A 15,087-nucleotide genomic window follows, 5' to 3' on the forward strand; every position below is an offset into this window, starting at 1 on the left:
GCTGGGCTTCATCGTTCGACTTGCATGTGTTAAGCACGCCGCCAGCGTTCGTCCTGAGCCAGGATCAAACTCTCCGTAAATGTCTATCGCCACCCCCAAAAGGGGTAACAACCATACGAAGAAACACGCACCACCCAAAGGCAGCGAGCGATCCAGGCAAACACCCACCCGCAGAAAGGAAACCACGGACGAGCATCAACCAAACAAACTAACGACCCCAGACACCAACCAACCCATCCACCAGACGATGAACAAACCAGCCGACGCCAGGACCATATTGGCATCAAAAACTTGGCACACTGTTGAGTTCTCAAGAAACAGACACACACCGCCAGACCCACATCAATCGTGCGGACCAGGAAACGGGGCCATCTTCAAGCTGTCCCGGCATGACCCAGAAACTTCCGCCCGCTGTGCGAGCGACGCCCTGAACCCTGTCGAGCTCGGACTCACCGAAGCGGCGCCGGCTGAGCGGCGCCCTGATCAGTAGTCCTTCCGGTGGGACCGGCCACCGAGCCTCTCAGCTCCTGGTGTCCGTGCCTCCCTTGCCGGCTCGAGAATCATAGGCAGGCGACCGACCGCCGGTCAAGCCGGATCGAACACCCCGCTACAGACTGCAGATACCGCGTCGTTCAGCGGAAAGGTGGCATCTCGCAGGCGTTCCGGCGTCGGGGTGTGGGTCACGGCACATGCGGGTCCTCGTCGCCCGGCTGGCGCCCCGGCCACGTGACCCGGGCATCCTCGGCCGCCTGATCCACGAGGGCGGGCGACCGACCGGCTGCGCGCGATTCCTCAGCCTCCTCACGGACGGCGTCGGCGACTGCCTCGGCGACCCTGGTGTCGAAGACGCCGGGGATGACGAAGGACGGGTTGAGCTCGTCGTCTTCGACGACGCCGGCGATGGCGACGGCCGCCCGACGCATCGTCTCCTGGGTGACGTCACGTGCGCCGGCGTCGAGAAGCCCGCGGAAGAGGCCGGGGAAGGCCAGCACGTTGTTGATCTGGTTGGGGTAGTCGCTCCGACCGGTCGCCACGACGTGCGCGTGCGCGGCCGCCGCGATGGGATCGACCTCCGGGACGGGGTTGGCGAGCGCGAAGACGATGGACCGTTCTCCCATCCGGGCGACGTCGTCACCGGTGAGGATGTCCCCCGCGCTGACGCCGATGAAGACGTCCGCCCCCTCCAGCCCCTCCTGCAGGGTTCCGGTGAAACCCTCGGGGTTGGTGTTCGCAGCGATCCACTGGTGGTGCTCCCCCGGGGTGTCGCTGCCCGAGTGGATGGCGCCGTCGCGGTCGAAGCCGACGATGTTGCGCGCGCCCTGGGCGTGCAGCAGCCGAATGACGGCCGAGCCCGCGGCGCCCACGCCCGCGACGGCGATACGGACGTCCTCGATGCGCTTGTCCACCACCTTGAGGGCGTTGATGAGCGCGGCGAGGACGACGATGGCCGTGCCGTGCTGGTCGTCGTGGAAGACCGGGATGTCGAGCTCCGCGCGCAGGCGCCGTTCGATCTCGAAGCAGCGCGGGGCCGAGATGTCCTCGAGGTTCACCCCGCCGTACACCGGCGCCAGCGCCTTGACGATCGAGATGATCTCCTCGGTGTCCGTCGTGTCCAGGCACACCGGCCAGGCGTCGACGCCGGCGAACTTCTTGAAGAGCGCCGCCTTGCCCTCCATGACCGGCAGCGCCGCCGCCGGCCCGATGTTCCCCAGCCCCAGGACGGCGGTGCCGTCGGTGACGACGGCGACCGTGTTGCGCTTGATGGTGAGGCGCCGGGCGTCCTCGGGCCGCTCGGCGATCGCGAGGCACACCCGGGCGACGCCGGGTGTGTAGGCCCGGGAGAGGTCACGGCGGGTGCGCAGCGGCACTTTGAGACCCACCTCGATCTTCCCGCCCAGGTGCATGAGGAAGGTCGAGTCGGACACCTTGAGGACGTGGACGTCCTCGAGCGCGTCGAGAGCGTCCACCACCCGCTGGCTGTGCGGCCCGTCGATCGTGTCGCAGGTGAGGTCGACCGTGAGGTGGTCGGTGCTCGACTGCGCGATGTCGACACCGGTGACGGAGGCGCCCTCCGCGGCGGCTGCGGCCACCAGCTCGCTCGTCGCCGCCTGCGAGGCGGGTACCTGCACGCGCATGGTGATCGTGTAGCTCGGGCTGGGCAGTGCCATCGGTCTCATGTCCTCTCGCCGTCGCCGCGGCGTCGCGGCCCCTTGCCATTATCGACCACCGCCGACGTGAGGGCGCCTCCAGCGGCGCGCGGTCTCCATCGTGGCGAAAGTCGGGACCTTGGCCCCGTTTGTCGGACAAGTCCGACGAGGACGCTTGTGCATGACAGCAATCACACCCGCACCACCCACTCCAAGGAGAACTCCGATGGCCACCACGACCACCCCCGCCAGAGACTCCGCCCAGGGCGGCAGGATCCTGTACATGGACGACGTCGTCACCCGGCCCGGCGCGCAGGCCGCGCTCGCCGTGGGGCGCATCGTCGTCGGCTTCTTGTTCCTTTGGCCCTTCCTCGACAAGACCTTCGGCCTCGGCTTCGCGACGCCGAGCGAGCGGGCCTGGATCAACGGCGGCACGCCGGCCCAGGGCTACCTCGGCAACCTCCCGCCGGAGCAGCCGCTGGCGGAGCTGTTCCAGTCCCTGTTCCTCAACCCCTTCGGTGACATCGTCTTCATGCTGGGCCTTCTCGGCATCGGCGTCGCGATGATCACCGGCGCGGGCCTGCGCATCGCGGCCGTCAGCGGCACCCTGCTCATGGCCTTCATGTACGTCGTGGCCCTCCCGTGGGTGGGCGAGCACGGCACCAACCCCGTCCTCGACTCCCACTGGGTGGAGGCACTGCTCCTCATCATCGCGGCGGTGACCCTCTCCGGTGACAAGTGGGGCCTGGGCAAGTGGTGGGCCGGAAAGGTCGGCAACAGCTGGCTCCGCTGACCCCCTGCACCCGCCGAGGACCGGGCACGACCGGTCCTCGGCGCTCGTGCGTCTCCCCTGAACCGCCGGAAGGAGCTGTGCCACGATGGCCCGCATGGACGAGAGCACCGAATACCTGCCCGAGGTCTACCAGTCCTTTCGTCGCCGCTTCGGCGACGTCGTCGAGCGCCACGATGCCGTGGCCCGCGCCGTCGACGACGCCGGACCGCTCGACGAGCGCACGGTGCGGCTGGTCAAGCTCGGCATCGCGCTGGGCTCCCAGGCCGACGGCGCCGTGCGCTCCAACGTCCGCAAGGCCCTGGAGGCGGGGGCCAGCCGCGAGGAGGTCGAGCAGGTGATTCTGCTAGGGCTCACCACGCGCGGCTTCCCGGCGACGATCGCCGCCTGGACGTGGGCCAGCGAGGTCCTCGAGGCGGAGAACCGTCCGTGAGCGACGAGCGGATGGTCCAGATGCACGAGTGGCTGCGCGAGGTGTGCGCCGAACTCGCCCTGGACCCGCACGTCGTCGAGAGCACGGCGGAGCAGCTCCTCGCGCTCGTCGGCCAGGTGGCCCACGGGCCCACCCGTCCGGGGGCCCCGCTCACGGCGTTCCTCGTCGGTCTGTCGGCAGGCGCTGCAGGACGGGAGCTGGACACCGCCACCACCGCGCGCGCCGTGACGGAGCGGGCCGAGGCCGTCGAGCGGCTCGTCGCCTCCCGGACGGCACGCTGACCCCACGCCATGTCCGATCCCAACCGTGCGCTGCTGCGGTGGCTCGCCACGCACGACACCCCCGAGCGCGTCGTGCTCCTCTGCGCGGACGCCGAGCCGCCGCGGGTGGCACGCGGGACGGTGGTCGTCCGCCTCGAGGGCTGTGTCCGCGACGTCGGGGTGGGGCTGCCGGCCCAGCTCCTCGCGTCGGGCGTGGGTGTCGTCGAGGTGCTGCCCTGCCCGACCGACCCCGGTGCCGCTGCCGCCCACGTCGCCGCGTGGAGCGCCGTCCTTCCCGACGGCGTCGCCTCCTTCTCTCCCCCGCGCCGCCGGCGGTCGCGTCCCGACGTCCTCGTCCTGGGGCAGATCCCGCTCCCCCGGCGCACCCTGCTCGGTCTGGGCCTACGCGACCGCACTGCCCTCGACCTCGACCTCGACGACGCCGGCCGCACCCTCGCCGCGCTCCGGCTGCTCGAGGAAGCCGGCCGCGCCCGCCCGCGCGAGGACCCCGCCGCGACTGACGAGGGCCCCGCCGCACCCCCTCCGGCCGCGGCAGCCGCGCGGCTCCTCGTTGAGGGGTGCACGGCCTGCGGCGTCTGTGTGCTGGCCTGCCCCCACGACGCGCTCGTCCTCGACCACGCCGACGGCGTCAGCACCCTGACCCACCTGCGCGAGCAGTGCCGCTCGGAGCTCGAGTGCGTCCGGCTGTGCCCGGTGGACGCCTACTCGTCCACCGGCCCGCTCGCTTTCGCCCAGCTGCTCGAGGAGCCCGTCGCCGTCCTCGCCCGCCTCACCACGGCAGCCTGCGAGCGCTGCGGTGCCCGGCACCCCGCCGACGAGGGTGCGCTGTGCCCGACGTGCCGGTACCGGGAGGGCAATGCCTTCGGCTCGGCGCTGCCCCCGGCCCTCCTCGTCCGGCTGAGTCGGGAAGACGGATCACAGGCGGGGGCGCGGGAAGGGGACTAATGCCCCACACCCTGCCCCCTGGGCGCACCTAGCCTGGCAGGAGCCGGCGTGAGGAGGGGCGATGAACCTGTTCGGCATCAGCTCGGTCGAGCTCGTCATCGTGATCGTCGTCGTCGTGCTCGTCCTCGGCCCGTCCGGGTTCGCCCAAGCGGTGCGTGCCTTCCGCAGGGGCGTCGAGCTCGTGCGCGCCTGGAGCGCGCGGCTGCGGGAGGAGGCGCAGCGCGACTCGGCGGCCGTCGGCCTGAAGGAGCTCGACCTGTCCTCCCTCGACCTGAGGCAGTACGACCCGCGCGAGATCGTCCGCCAGGCCGTCCGCGAGGAGATGGACGCCTGGATGAAGCAGGGGTCCGGGCCGGGACCGAAGTCCGACCTTCCGCCCGGAACGGGTCGTTAGGTTCGATACGACGGCCTGACCAGGCCGCTTCGACCACTGGGAGACACCATGAGACCGACCCACATCCTCATCCTGCTCATCGTCCTCGTCATCCTCTTCGGGGCCAAGCGACTGCCCGACGTCGCCCGGTCCGTCGGGCAGTCGATGAAGGTGTTCAAGAAGGAGATCTCCGAGCTCCAGGAGGACGTCGTCGTCCCCGCCGCTCCGGTCACCGCCACGCAGGCCACCATGCCCGCCCCCGCACCGGTCGCGCCGGCGGCCGGTGAGACGGCACCGACGGACAGATGAGGTCGCGCCGGCGCGCCAACCCGGAGCGGGCAATGAGCGTCGGCGCCCACCTCCGCGAGCTGCGCAAGAGACTCGTGCTCGTCCTCCTCGGTCTCGCCGTCGGGACGACGGCGGGCTGGTTCCTCTACGAGCCGGTCATGGCCTTCCTCCAGGAGCCGTTGACGGAGATTAGCGGCGGCAGCTCGCAGCTGAACTTCCAGACCATCGGCGCCGCCTTCGAGCTTCAGCTCAAGGTGGCCTTCTGGGCCGGAGCCATCCTCTCCAGCCCGTGGTGGATCTACCAGATCGGCGCGTTCATCGGACCCGGCCTCAAACGCGGCGAGAGGGTCCACGCCCTCGCCTTCGGCGCCGCGGGCATCGCCCTGTTCGCGGTGGGAGCCGCCTGCGGCGTGCTCGTCGTGCCACGGGCGGTGACGGCCCTACTGTCCTTTGTTCCCGACGACGCCGCCGCGCTCCTCAGCGCCACCTCCTTCGTCAGCTTCTTCATGTACCTCGTGCTGGCCTTCGGGCTCTCCTTCCTGCTGCCCGAGGTGCTCGTGGCGCTGAACTTCCTCGGTGTCCTGCCCGCGCGCACGATGCTGCGCGGCTGGCGTTGGGCCGTCGTCGTGGCTTTTACCTTCGCCGCGATGATCAACCCCCTGCCCAACCCCGTGTTCATGGTCGGCCAGGCCCTGGCGCTCGTCGCGCTCTACCTGCTCGCGGTGGGTGTGGCCGCCCTGCGCGAGGCCACCCAGCGCCGTCGGGCCGCCGCACCCGCGACCGCGCCGGCGTCCTCCCACGCCTGACGGCGCCCGGTGGACGAAGGTCCCCCGATCCGCGCGTGGACTGGTGGTCCGATGTCCACAGTTGTTGATTTTTCCTCTGGAGGAGACGTGATGAGCCAGACGAGCACCGCAGCACCCGGCACCCGGTCAGGGCCCAGCCGGCGCACCTTCCTCAAGTGGTCGGCGGTGACCGGTGGGGCTGCTGCGCTCGTCTCGACCGCCGCCCACCTGGGGATGCCCGGATCCCCGCCGGCCGCCGCGGCCGAGGGACTGGCCGACGCGGACAAGACCGTGTGGTCCGCGTGCACCGTCAACTGTGGCTCCCGCTGCCCGCTGCGGCTCCAGGTCAAGGACGGCACCGTCGTGCGCGTCCTGCCGGACAACACGGGCGACGACCAGCTGGGCAGCCAGCGGGTGCTCGCCTGCGTCCGCGGCCGCTCCATCCGCCACCGCATCTACAACCCCGACCGGCTGAAGAAGCCGATGAAGCGCAAGCCGGGGACCAGGCGCGGCGAGGAGCAGTGGGAGGAGATCTCCTGGGAGCAGGCCCTGGACGAGATCACCGACAAGATGAAGGAGATCAAGGCCCAGTACGGCAACGAGGCCTTCTACATCAACTACGGCACCGGGACGCTCGGCTCGACAATGGCCTGCTCGTGGCCGCCGGACGCCACCCCGTTCGCGCGCCTCATGAACACCTGGGGCGGGTACCTCGACCACTACTCCGACTACTCGACGACAGAGATCACCCAGGCCTACCCGTACTTCTACGGCAGCTGGGTCAACGGCAACTCCTTCGACGACGCCGCCAACGCCAAGCTCCAGGTGATGTTCGGGAACAACCCGCTCGAGACCCGGATGTCCGGGGGTGGCCAGCTCGCCGTCACGCAGATGACGCGCAAGGAGCACGGGGTGCGCACCATCGTCATCGACCCGCGCTACTCCGAGACGGGCGCGATCCTCGGTGACGAGTGGGTGCCGGTCCGCCCGGGCACCGATGCCGCGCTCATCGCGGGGATGATCCACGTCATGCTCGCCGAGGGCCTGCAGGACCAGGCCTTCCTCGACACCTACTGCGTGGGCTTCGACGAGCACACCCTGCCCGAGCGTGCGCCGGCCAACTCCTCCTACCGCGCCTACATCGAGGGCCGCGGCCCCGACGGCGTGGAGAAGACGCCGGACTGGGCGGCCGAGATCTGCGGACTGCCCGCCCAGCGCATCCGCCAGCTGGCGCGCGAGATCGCCGGTGCCAAGCCGTGCGCGATCACCCAGGGCTGGGGACCGCAGCGCCACGCCAACGGCGAGAACGTCGCCCGGGCGATCTTCCTCCTTGCCTGCGTCACCGGGAACGTCGGCATCGCCGGCGGCGGCACCGGTGCCCGCGAGGGCGCCCAGTCCCTGCCCTTTGTCAAGCCGTTCAACACCGGGACGATCAACACCTCGAACAAGATCATCTCGGTCTTCTCGTGGCTCGACGCGATCGACCACGGCCCGGAGATGGACACCTTCAACGCGGGCGTCTGCGAGAAGCCCGCACCGGGGGTGCGCGACAACAAGATCCCCGTCGACGAGAACGGTGAGCCGACCAACGTGCGGCTCGACGTGCCGATCAAGATGGTCTGGCAGTACGGCGGGAACTCGATCGTCAACCAGACCGGGGACAACAACCGGTCGGCGGAGATCCTCCAGGACGACTCCAAGTGCGAGCTCATCGTCGTCTGCGACATCCAGTACACGGTGTCGGCGCGCTACGCGGACTACATCCTGCCCGGCACCTCGACGGCGGAGGAGTTCGACGTCCACCCCGGGGAGAACGGCGGGCCCATGGCCTACGGCATCGTCTCCTCCCAGGCCATCGAGCCCCTCTACGAGTGCAGGAGCATCTTCGACATCTGCACCGAGATGGCCCGTCGCCTGGGCACCGAGCCGCAGTTCACCGAGGGCAAGAGCCGCGAGGACTGGCTGCGGGAGACCATCGAGGCGACCCGCGCCAACGACCCGGACCTGCCCTCCTACGACGAGTGGAAGGAGCTGGGGATCTACCGCAAGAACCTCGGCCCGGCCATCTCCATGGCGGAGTTCCGCACCGACCCCGAGGCCAACCCGCTCGCGACGCCGTCGGGCAAGATCGAGGTCTACTCCGACCGGCTGGCGGCGATGGCCGAGAAGTGGACCTTCGGGGTGTTCCGGCCCGAGCAGCCGGGCGACAAGCTCACCGCCCTGCCCGAGCACGTCGACACCTGGGAGGGCGCACTCGCGGCCCGCGAGTCCGCCGACCACCCGTTCCAGGTGATCGGCCACCACTACAAGGCCCGGACACACTCCTCCTACGGCAACGTCGACTGGCTCAAGGAGGCGCACCGCCAGCAGGTCTGGCTCAACATCCTGGACGCCGCCCGCAAGGACATCGGGAACGGGGACGAGGTCTTCGTCTACAACGACCGCGGCACCGTCCGCCTCGAGGCGAAGGTGACCGAGCGCATCGCGCCCGGCGTCATCTCCATCCCGCAGGGCGCCTGGTTCGACCCCCGGCCCGCCTCGGAGGTCGCGCCGCCACCGCAGGCCAACCCCGACCGCCCCGTCGACATCGCCGGGTCGGTCAACTCGCTCACCTCGCTGCACCCCTCGCCGCTGGCGAAGGGCAACGCCGTCCACACGACCATCGCCAACGTGGTCAAGGCCTAGGGAGAATCATGACGGACACGTTCACCGAGGCCGGGGCCGACTACGGCTTCTACTTCGACCAGTCGGCCTGCACCGGGTGCAAGGCCTGCCAGGTCTCCTGCAAGGACAAGCACGACCTGCCCATCGGCGTGAACTGGCGCCGGGTGGTGGAGTACTCCGGAGGCTCCTGGCAGCAGGAGGGCAACACCTTCACCCCCAACGTCTTCACCTACTACACCTCCATCGCCTGCAACCACTGCGAGAACCCGGTGTGCATGCAGGTGTGCCCCACCACCGCCATGTCCATGCGCGAGGACGGCACCGTGTGGGTCAACGAGGACAAGTGCGTGGGCTGCCGCTACTGCGAGTGGGCCTGCCCCTACTCCGCCCCGCAGTTCAACGTCGAGACCGGCCACATGTCCAAGTGCGACCTGTGCTACGACTACCGCGAGCAGGGCCAGAACCCCGCCTGCGTGGACGCCTGCCCCTCCCGTGCCCTGGACTGGGGCCCCATCGAGGAGCTCCGCAGCAAGTACGGCGACACCGACGCGATCGCCCCGCTGCCCGACCCGACCGTCACCCGGCCCCACCTGGTGATCACCCCCCACCGCGACGCCCAGCCCTGGGATGCGGGAACCGGGCAGATCGCCAACCCGAAGGAGATCTGATGAACGTCCACGAGCTGCCGATGATCATCTTCACCGTCATCGCCCAGATGTGCGTGGGGTCCTTCATCGTGCTGGGCGTCGTCCAGCTGGTCGCCTCCGTGCGTCATGACGCCCGCACCGTCGACCGGCTGACCGAGCCGATCGTCTACGCCATCGGACCGGCGATGGTCTTCGGGCTGGGCGCGTCCATGCTCCACATGAACGACATCACCAACACGCTCAACGTGTTCCGGAATGTGTCCAGCTCCTGGCTCTCCCGCGAGATCGTCTTCGGCATGGCATTCGCCGGCCTCGGCTTCGGTTTCGCGCTGGTCCAGTGGTTCAAGATCGGCACCTTCCGGCTGCGCCAGCTGCTGGCCGCGGCGACGGCGGTGGCCGGCATCGCCCTCATCTGGGCGATGTCCCAGATCTACTACTCCTTGGTCACCGTCCCGGCATGGAACACCCCGGTCGTCCCGTTCCACTTCTTCGCGACCGCGATCATGCTCGGGGCCCTCGCCGTCGGTACCGCCCTCGTCGTCACGACGTGGGTCCGCCGCCGGCACGTGACCCCGGGCAGGGCTGCCAGGCCTGCCCAGGAGCCGCCGTCGTCCGGGGGTGGGGTGATGACGGCGGTGCGCACGCGGGTCGCGGAGATCAACGAGCCGACCACGCTCTCCGAGTGGGCGCTGAGCACCCGGACGATCCAGTGGCTCGCCGTCGCCTCGGCAGTCGCCGGCGTCGCGGTGCTCGTCTCCTATCCCCTCCACATCGCCGACCTCGCCGCCGACCCGGTCGGCGCCGCCTCGGCCGAGGTGTTCAGCGGAGCCTTCTTCACCGCCCGCCTCCTGCTCCTGGGCCTGTCGACCGTCCTCCTCGCGCTCTTCGTGTTCCGCACGGCGACGAGCACGGTGCTGGAGCGGCCCCAGGTCCTCACGGCGCTCATCACCGCCGCCTTCGTCGTCGCGCTGGTGGCCGAGCTCATGGGCCGCTCCCTCCACTACGACTCAATGCTGCGGATCGGCATCTGATGGAGGACCTCCTCGCGCGGGGCGCACAGGTGGGGACGGCGGGCTTCGTCCTGTCCCGCCTCCTCCTCGAACCGCCCAGCCAGACGCTCGCGGAGAGCTTCGCCTCGCCACAGATGCGACAGACGTGGCCGCTGCAGGACGCCCACAGCGTCCACGCCGTCGAGTCGGTGGATCCCGAGCCGCTCGATGTCGTGGTCCGCGACCACATGACGATGTTCCGCCGTCGTCCTCCGCTCGTGCCGCTGCACGAGTCGGCATGGCGCCGGGACAGCGATGCGGACGCCCTGCGGCAGGAGCTCCTCGACACCTACGCGGCGACGACCTTCGCCGGACTGCCCTCCCCCGCGGACGACCACCTCGGCTTCCAGCTCGCCTTCCTCGCCGACCTCGCCACCCGGGTAGGGCGGCTGCACGCCGCCGGGGACGTCGCCGGCGCAGGTGAGGCGGCGGACACCGCCCTGCGGTTCCGCGTCGAGCACACCGATCTCGTCGCCGGCCCAGTCATCGAGGGCATCGCGTGCCACGCCCGTACGGCGCTCTACCGCGCCGTCCCCGGCCTGCTGCGTGGCTTCCTCACCGGGCACGCCGCCCTGTGCGCCGCCGTCCACCAAGGAGTCTCGTGATCGACACCGACCAGCTCGACGACCTCGCCGCCGCCTTCACGGTTCTCGCGCGGTTCCACCAGGAGCCGCCCGACGACGCCGCCCTTGCCGGCCTGCGCGGTCTCCTCGACGAGTGGCCCCTGCCCGGCACCCCCGGTGCGGAGGAGGGGCTGCGGCTCATGCGCGCCTCGCAGGAGGCCGGCGAGAGCGCCGTGCTGATCCGCCACGACCACGCCTGGCTCTACGGTACTCTCGCGACGGCCCGCGTGGCGCCTTACGAGTCGGTGCACCGCGGCCAGGACCGCCTCGTCTTCGACGCCCACACCCTCGAGGTCCGCGACGCCTACCGCGCGCTGTCGCTCCAGGCGCCGCACCTCAACCGGGAGCCGGACGACCACATCGGCCTCGAGCTCGACTTCGTCGCCCAGTCCTGCCTGCGGGCCCTGGACGCCCTCGAGCAGGGCTCCGCGAGTGACGCCGAGCGCTACGTCCGCCACGGCGCGGACTTCCTGCGCCGGCACCTCCTCGAGTGGGCGCCGGAGATGCTCGGGCGCGTGGTGGCCGAGGCCGACACCGCGTTCATGAGGGGCCTGGCCCAGCTCTCGCTCGGCGCGATCGACAGCTACGCCCGGCTCACCGGCGTCCCCCACCCTGCCTGACCCGCCCCTCGCATACGCCGACAGCCGGATTCCTCGGGAGGAATCCGGCTGTCGGCGTTCTGGGGGCGCGGGCGCGCGGGTCAGGCGCCGACGCGCTCCATGATGAGCTCACGGACGCGGCCGGCGTCGGCCTGGCCACGGGTGGCCTTCATGACGGCACCGACGATCGCGCCGGCGGCCTGCACCTTGCCGCCGCGGATCTTCTCGGCGACGTCGGGGTTGGCGGCGAGGGCCTCGTCGACGGCGGCGATGAGGGCGCCGTCGTCGGAGACGACCTCGAGGCCGCGGGCCACGACGACCGCCTCGGGACCGCCCTCCCCGGCGAGCACTCCGGCCAGCACCTGGCGGGCGAGCTTGTCGTTGATCCGGCCCGACTCGACGAGCGCGGCGAGCTCGGCGACCTGCGCGGGCGTGATCGCGAGGTCGGCCAGCTCGATGTTGACGCCCTTGGCGGTGCGGGCGAGCTCGCCCATCCACCACTTGCGGGCGGCGGCGGCGTCCGCGCCGGCGGCGACGGTCGCCTCGATGAGGTCGAGCGCCCCGGCGTTGACGACGTCGCGCATCTCCGCGTCGGCGTAGCCCCACTCGGCCTGCAGGCGCCGACGGCGAAGGGCCGGCAGCTCGGGCAGGCTCGCGCGGATCTCCTCGACCCACTCGCGGCTCGGGGCGAGCGGCACGAGGTCGGGCTCGGGGAAGTAGCGGTAGTCCTCGGCGTCGGACTTCACGCGCCCCGAGGACGTCGTGCCGGTGTCTTCGTGCCAGTGGCGAGTCTCCTGGGTCACCGTCCGGCCGGCGTCGAGCACCGCGGCCTGGCGGGAGATCTCGTAGCGCACGGCCCGCTCGATGGAGCGGAAGCTGTTGACGTTCTTCGTCTCGGTGCGGGTGCCGAGCGGGGCGTCCGGGCTCGGACGCAGCGAGACGTTGATGTCGGCGCGGACGTTGCCGCGCTCCATCCGCGCCTCGGAGACACCCAGGGCGCGGAAGAGGTCACGCAGCGTGCTCACGTAGGCGCGGGCCACCTCCGGGGCGCGGGCGCCGGTGCCGGTGATCGGGTGCGTGACGATCTCGACGAGGGGCACGCCGGCACGGTTGTAGTCGACGAGGGAGTGATCGGCGCCGTGAATGCGCCCGCCCGAGCCACCGATGTGGGTGTTCTTGCCGGCGTCCTCCTCCATGTGCGCGCGCTCGACGGCGATCGGCACGAGCGTGCCGTCCTCGAGCTCGACCTCGACGTGCCCCTCGAAGGCGATGGGCTCGTCGTACTGGGAGGTCTGGAAGTTCTTCGGCACGTCCGGGTAGAAGTAGTTCTTCCGGGCGAAGCGGCAGGTCTCGGCGATGTCGCAGCCCAGCGCGAGGCCGATGCGGATCGCGTACTCGACGGCGGTGCGGTTGACCACCGGCAGCGTCCCCGGCAGGCCGAGCGAGACAGGCGTCGTCGCGGAGTTGGGCTCCCCGCCGAATCCGTTCGGTGCGCCGTCGAACATCTTCGAGGCGGTGCCGAGCTCGACGTGGACCTCGATCCCGATGACGGGGTCGTAGCGGGCGATCGCGTCGTCGAAGTCGACGAGCTCAGGCGTGGTCGCGGTCATCGGGCAGCCTCCTGGGAGACGGTGGTGGGCAGCGACGGGGCGTCCGCGAGCAGGCGGTGCCCGCGGCGCTCATCGAGCATGCGCTCGAGGACCGCGCCGACCCGGTAGAGCCGGGCGTCCTCACGGGCGGGGGCCAGCGCCTGGAAGCCGACGGGCAGGCCGTCGTCGCTCAGGCCGCTGGGCACGGAGATGCCGGGCACCCCGGCGAGGTTAGCCGGGATGGTGGCAACGTCGTTGAGGTACATGGCCAGCGGGTCGTCGAGCTTCTCCCCGAAGCGGAACGCCGTCGTCGGGGTGGTCGGCGAGACGAGGACGTCGGCCTGCTCGAAGGCGGCCGCGAAGTCGCGCTGGATGAGCGTGCGCACCTGCTGGGCGCTGCCGTAGTAGGCGTCGAAGTAGCCGGCGGACAGCGCGTGCGTGCCGAGGATGATGCGGCGCTTGACCTCGTCCCCGAAGCCGGCGCCGCGGGTGGCGGCCATGACGCGCTCGGCGGTCAGCGGACCCCCGGTGGGCTCGACGCGCAGGCCGAAGCGCATGCCGTCGAACTTCGCGAGGTTGGAGGACGCCTCGGCGGGGAGGATGAGGTAGTAGGCGGCGAGGGCGTAGGCGAAGCTCGGGCAGGAGACCTCGACGACCTCCGCGCCGGCCTCGCGCAGGAGGTCGAGGGCGGCGGTGAAGCTCGCCTCGACGCCGGCCTGGTAGCCCTCGCCACCGAGCTCGCGGACCACGCCCACGCGCAGACCGCGCAGGTCCTGCGCCGAAGCCGCGGCGACGAGGTCGCCGACCGGGTCGGGCAGGGAGGTGGAGTCGCGGGGGTCGTGCCCGCCGATGAGCTCGTGGAGCAGCGCGGAGTCCAGCACGGTGCGGGACACCGGGCCGGCCTGGTCGAGGCTCGAGGCGAGCGCGATGAGCCCGTAGCGCGAGACGCCGCCGTAGGTCGGCTTGACGCCCACCGAGCCGGTGACGGCGGCGGGCTGGCGGATCGAGCCGCCGGTGTCGGTGCCGATCGCGAGGGGTGCCTGGAAGGCGGCGACGGCGGCCGCGGAGCCACCGCCCGAGCCGCCGGGGATGCGCTCGAGGTCCCAGGGGTTGCGGGTGGGGCCGTAGGCGGAGTGCTCGGTGGAGGAGCCCATGGCGAACTCGTCGAGGTTCGTCTTGCCGAGGATCGGCAGGCCCGCGGCGCGCAGCCGCTCGACGATGGTCGCGTCGTAGGGCGGGACCCAGCCCTCGAGCATCTTCGAGGCGGCCGTCGTCGGCTGCCCCTTGGTGACGACGACGTCCTTGACGGCGATCGGTACCCCGGCGAGCGGGTGGAGCTCCTCGCCGCGGGCGCGGCGCTCGTCGACGTCGCGGGCGGTGGCCAGCGCCTCCTCCCCGTTGACGTGGAGGAAGGCGTGGACGGCGCCGTCGACCTCATTGATGCGGTCCAGGTGCGCCTGGGTCACCTCGACGGAGCTGACCTCCTTGGCGCGCAGCCGCTCCGCCAGCTCGGCGGCGGTCGCGGTGGTGAGCTCGCTCATGCGTCCTCCCCCAGGATCTGCGGCACGAGGAACTGACCGCCCTCGCTCGCGGGCGCGCCGGAGAGCGCGGCCTCGACGGACAGCGGCTCCTCCACGACGTCCTCCCGCATGACGTTGGTCAGCGGGATGGGGTGGCTGGTGGCGGGCACGTCGGGACCGACGAGCTCACCGACCTGGGCGACCGCGTCGGCGATGACGCCGAGCTCCCCGGCCAGGCGCTCGACCTCCTCGTTCGTGAGCTCGATCCGGGCCAGCGCGGCCACGCGCGCGACCTCGGCTGCATTGATGGTGGACATGGCTACCAAGTCTATCGTCCCGGCGCCGGGCGACCGC

16 protein-coding genes and 1 rRNA gene are annotated in these 15,087 nt (G+C 71.0%); 12 read left to right on the plus strand and 5 right to left on the minus strand.

Annotation, left to right across the window (positions count from 1 at the left end; all coding sequences use genetic code 11):
* Both M3148_RS15780 and M3148_RS15785 read right to left on the minus strand, forming a co-directional pair.
* A 16S ribosomal RNA gene (locus M3148_RS15780) occupies nucleotides 1-80 on the minus strand; the annotation flags it as partial.
* A 600-nt stretch (nucleotides 81-680) separates the two neighbouring features.
* Complete coding sequence (locus M3148_RS15785) at nucleotides 681-2,168, minus strand: NAD-dependent malic enzyme (protein ID WP_251305689.1); 1,488 nt, start codon at nucleotides 2,166-2,168, stop codon at nucleotides 681-683.
* 205 nt (nucleotides 2,169-2,373) lie between these two features.
* On the opposite strand from M3148_RS15785, the gene M3148_RS15790 reads away from it, so the two are divergent.
* From M3148_RS15790 to M3148_RS15845, 12 genes are all read left to right on the plus strand, one after another.
* Complete coding sequence (locus M3148_RS15790) at nucleotides 2,374-2,940, plus strand: DoxX family protein (RefSeq protein WP_251305690.1); 567 nt, start codon at nucleotides 2,374-2,376, stop codon at nucleotides 2,938-2,940.
* Nucleotides 2,941-3,034: 94 nt separating this feature from the next.
* The gene (locus M3148_RS15795; protein WP_251305691.1) at nucleotides 3,035-3,370 is read left to right on the plus strand and encodes a carboxymuconolactone decarboxylase family protein; all 336 of its coding nucleotides are present in this window, start codon (nucleotides 3,035-3,037) and stop codon (nucleotides 3,368-3,370) included.
* Nucleotides 3,367-3,651 carry a DUF6457 domain-containing protein gene (locus M3148_RS15800; protein ID WP_251305692.1) on the plus strand — a complete coding sequence of 95 codons (285 nt, stop codon included), beginning with the start codon at nucleotides 3,367-3,369 and terminating at the stop codon, nucleotides 3,649-3,651. Before M3148_RS15795 ends, M3148_RS15800 begins: the two co-directional genes overlap by 4 nt.
* 9 nt (nucleotides 3,652-3,660) lie before the next feature.
* A complete protein-coding gene (locus tag M3148_RS15805; protein ID WP_251305693.1) occupies nucleotides 3,661-4,596 on the plus strand; it encodes a DUF362 domain-containing protein in 936 nt (311 codons plus the stop codon).
* Nucleotides 4,597-4,657: 61 nt separating this feature from the next.
* The gene (locus tag M3148_RS15810; protein ID WP_251305694.1) at nucleotides 4,658-4,990 is read left to right on the plus strand and encodes a hypothetical protein; all 333 of its coding nucleotides are present in this window, start codon (nucleotides 4,658-4,660) and stop codon (nucleotides 4,988-4,990) included.
* A 48-nt stretch (nucleotides 4,991-5,038) separates the two neighbouring features.
* On the plus strand, nucleotides 5,039-5,278 hold the full coding sequence (gene tatA, locus M3148_RS15815) for a Sec-independent protein translocase subunit TatA (protein ID WP_251305695.1): 240 nt from the start codon (nucleotides 5,039-5,041) through the stop codon (nucleotides 5,276-5,278).
* Complete coding sequence (gene tatC, locus M3148_RS15820; RefSeq protein ID WP_251305696.1) at nucleotides 5,275-6,063, plus strand: twin-arginine translocase subunit TatC; 789 nt, start codon at nucleotides 5,275-5,277, stop codon at nucleotides 6,061-6,063. The genes tatA and tatC overlap by 4 nt, the downstream gene beginning before the upstream one ends.
* A gap of 90 nt (nucleotides 6,064-6,153) precedes the next feature.
* On the plus strand, nucleotides 6,154-8,727 hold the full coding sequence (locus tag M3148_RS15825; RefSeq protein ID WP_251305697.1) for a DMSO/selenate family reductase complex A subunit: 2,574 nt from the start codon (nucleotides 6,154-6,156) through the stop codon (nucleotides 8,725-8,727).
* A gap of 8 nt (nucleotides 8,728-8,735) precedes the next feature.
* A complete protein-coding gene (locus M3148_RS15830; protein ID WP_251305698.1) occupies nucleotides 8,736-9,374 on the plus strand; it encodes a DMSO/selenate family reductase complex B subunit in 639 nt (212 codons plus the stop codon).
* Nucleotides 9,374-10,384, plus strand: a complete 1,011-nt coding sequence (locus M3148_RS15835; protein ID WP_251305699.1) for a dimethyl sulfoxide reductase anchor subunit family protein — start codon at nucleotides 9,374-9,376, stop codon at nucleotides 10,382-10,384. Before M3148_RS15830 ends, M3148_RS15835 begins: the two co-directional genes overlap by 1 nt.
* A complete protein-coding gene (locus M3148_RS15840) occupies nucleotides 10,384-11,007 on the plus strand; it encodes a molecular chaperone TorD family protein (RefSeq protein WP_251305700.1) in 624 nt (207 codons plus the stop codon). Before M3148_RS15835 ends, M3148_RS15840 begins: the two co-directional genes overlap by 1 nt.
* Entirely contained in the window at nucleotides 11,004-11,645 is a 642-nt protein-coding gene (locus M3148_RS15845) for a TorD/DmsD family molecular chaperone (protein WP_251305701.1), read from the plus strand. Before M3148_RS15840 ends, M3148_RS15845 begins: the two co-directional genes overlap by 4 nt.
* Nucleotides 11,646-11,725: 80 nt before the next feature.
* Here the strand turns inward: M3148_RS15845 and gatB are convergent, their stop codons facing one another.
* The 3 genes from gatB to gatC are packed head-to-tail and all read right to left on the minus strand — an operon-like array spanning nucleotide 11,726 to nucleotide 15,050.
* Nucleotides 11,726-13,234, minus strand: coding sequence for an Asp-tRNA(Asn)/Glu-tRNA(Gln) amidotransferase subunit GatB (gene gatB / locus M3148_RS15850; RefSeq protein ID WP_251305702.1), 1,509 nt, complete (start codon nucleotides 13,232-13,234; stop codon nucleotides 11,726-11,728).
* The gene (gene gatA / locus M3148_RS15855) at nucleotides 13,231-14,754 is read right to left on the minus strand and encodes an Asp-tRNA(Asn)/Glu-tRNA(Gln) amidotransferase subunit GatA (protein WP_251305703.1); all 1,524 of its coding nucleotides are present in this window, start codon (nucleotides 14,752-14,754) and stop codon (nucleotides 13,231-13,233) included. Before gatA ends, gatB begins: the two co-directional genes overlap by 4 nt.
* A complete protein-coding gene (gene gatC, locus M3148_RS15860) occupies nucleotides 14,751-15,050 on the minus strand; it encodes an Asp-tRNA(Asn)/Glu-tRNA(Gln) amidotransferase subunit GatC (RefSeq protein WP_251305704.1) in 300 nt (99 codons plus the stop codon). The genes gatA and gatC overlap by 4 nt, the downstream gene beginning before the upstream one ends.
* Nucleotides 15,051-15,087 lie beyond the last annotated feature (37 nt).

This window comes from Georgenia satyanarayanai (assembly GCF_023715365.1).
GTDB lineage: Bacteria > Actinomycetota > Actinomycetes > Actinomycetales > Actinomycetaceae > Oceanitalea > Oceanitalea satyanarayanai_B.

Excerpts from the sequence above, each read along its gene's own strand:
- M3148_RS15785 (WP_251305689.1), bottom strand. The coding sequence starts at position 2,168 with ATGGCACTGCCCAGCCCGAGCTACACGATCACCATGCGCGTGCAGGTA.
- M3148_RS15790 (WP_251305690.1), top strand. The coding sequence starts at position 2,374 with ATGGCCACCACGACCACCCCCGCCAGAGACTCCGCCCAGGGCGGCAGG.
- M3148_RS15795 (WP_251305691.1), top strand. The coding sequence starts at position 3,035 with ATGGACGAGAGCACCGAATACCTGCCCGAGGTCTACCAGTCCTTTCGT.
- M3148_RS15805 (WP_251305693.1), top strand. The coding sequence starts at position 3,661 with ATGTCCGATCCCAACCGTGCGCTGCTGCGGTGGCTCGCCACGCACGAC.
- M3148_RS15810 (WP_251305694.1), top strand. The coding sequence starts at position 4,658 with ATGAACCTGTTCGGCATCAGCTCGGTCGAGCTCGTCATCGTGATCGTC.
- tatA (WP_251305695.1), top strand. The coding sequence starts at position 5,039 with ATGAGACCGACCCACATCCTCATCCTGCTCATCGTCCTCGTCATCCTC.
- tatC (WP_251305696.1), top strand. The coding sequence starts at position 5,275 with ATGAGGTCGCGCCGGCGCGCCAACCCGGAGCGGGCAATGAGCGTCGGC.
- M3148_RS15825 (WP_251305697.1), top strand. The coding sequence starts at position 6,154 with ATGAGCCAGACGAGCACCGCAGCACCCGGCACCCGGTCAGGGCCCAGC.
- M3148_RS15830 (WP_251305698.1), top strand. The coding sequence starts at position 8,736 with ATGACGGACACGTTCACCGAGGCCGGGGCCGACTACGGCTTCTACTTC.
- M3148_RS15835 (WP_251305699.1), top strand. The coding sequence starts at position 9,374 with ATGAACGTCCACGAGCTGCCGATGATCATCTTCACCGTCATCGCCCAG.
- M3148_RS15840 (WP_251305700.1), top strand. The coding sequence starts at position 10,384 with ATGGAGGACCTCCTCGCGCGGGGCGCACAGGTGGGGACGGCGGGCTTC.
- gatB (WP_251305702.1), bottom strand. The coding sequence starts at position 13,234 with ATGACCGCGACCACGCCTGAGCTCGTCGACTTCGACGACGCGATCGCC.
- gatA (WP_251305703.1), bottom strand. The coding sequence starts at position 14,754 with ATGAGCGAGCTCACCACCGCGACCGCCGCCGAGCTGGCGGAGCGGCTG.
- gatC (WP_251305704.1), bottom strand. The coding sequence starts at position 15,050 with ATGTCCACCATCAATGCAGCCGAGGTCGCGCGCGTGGCCGCGCTGGCC.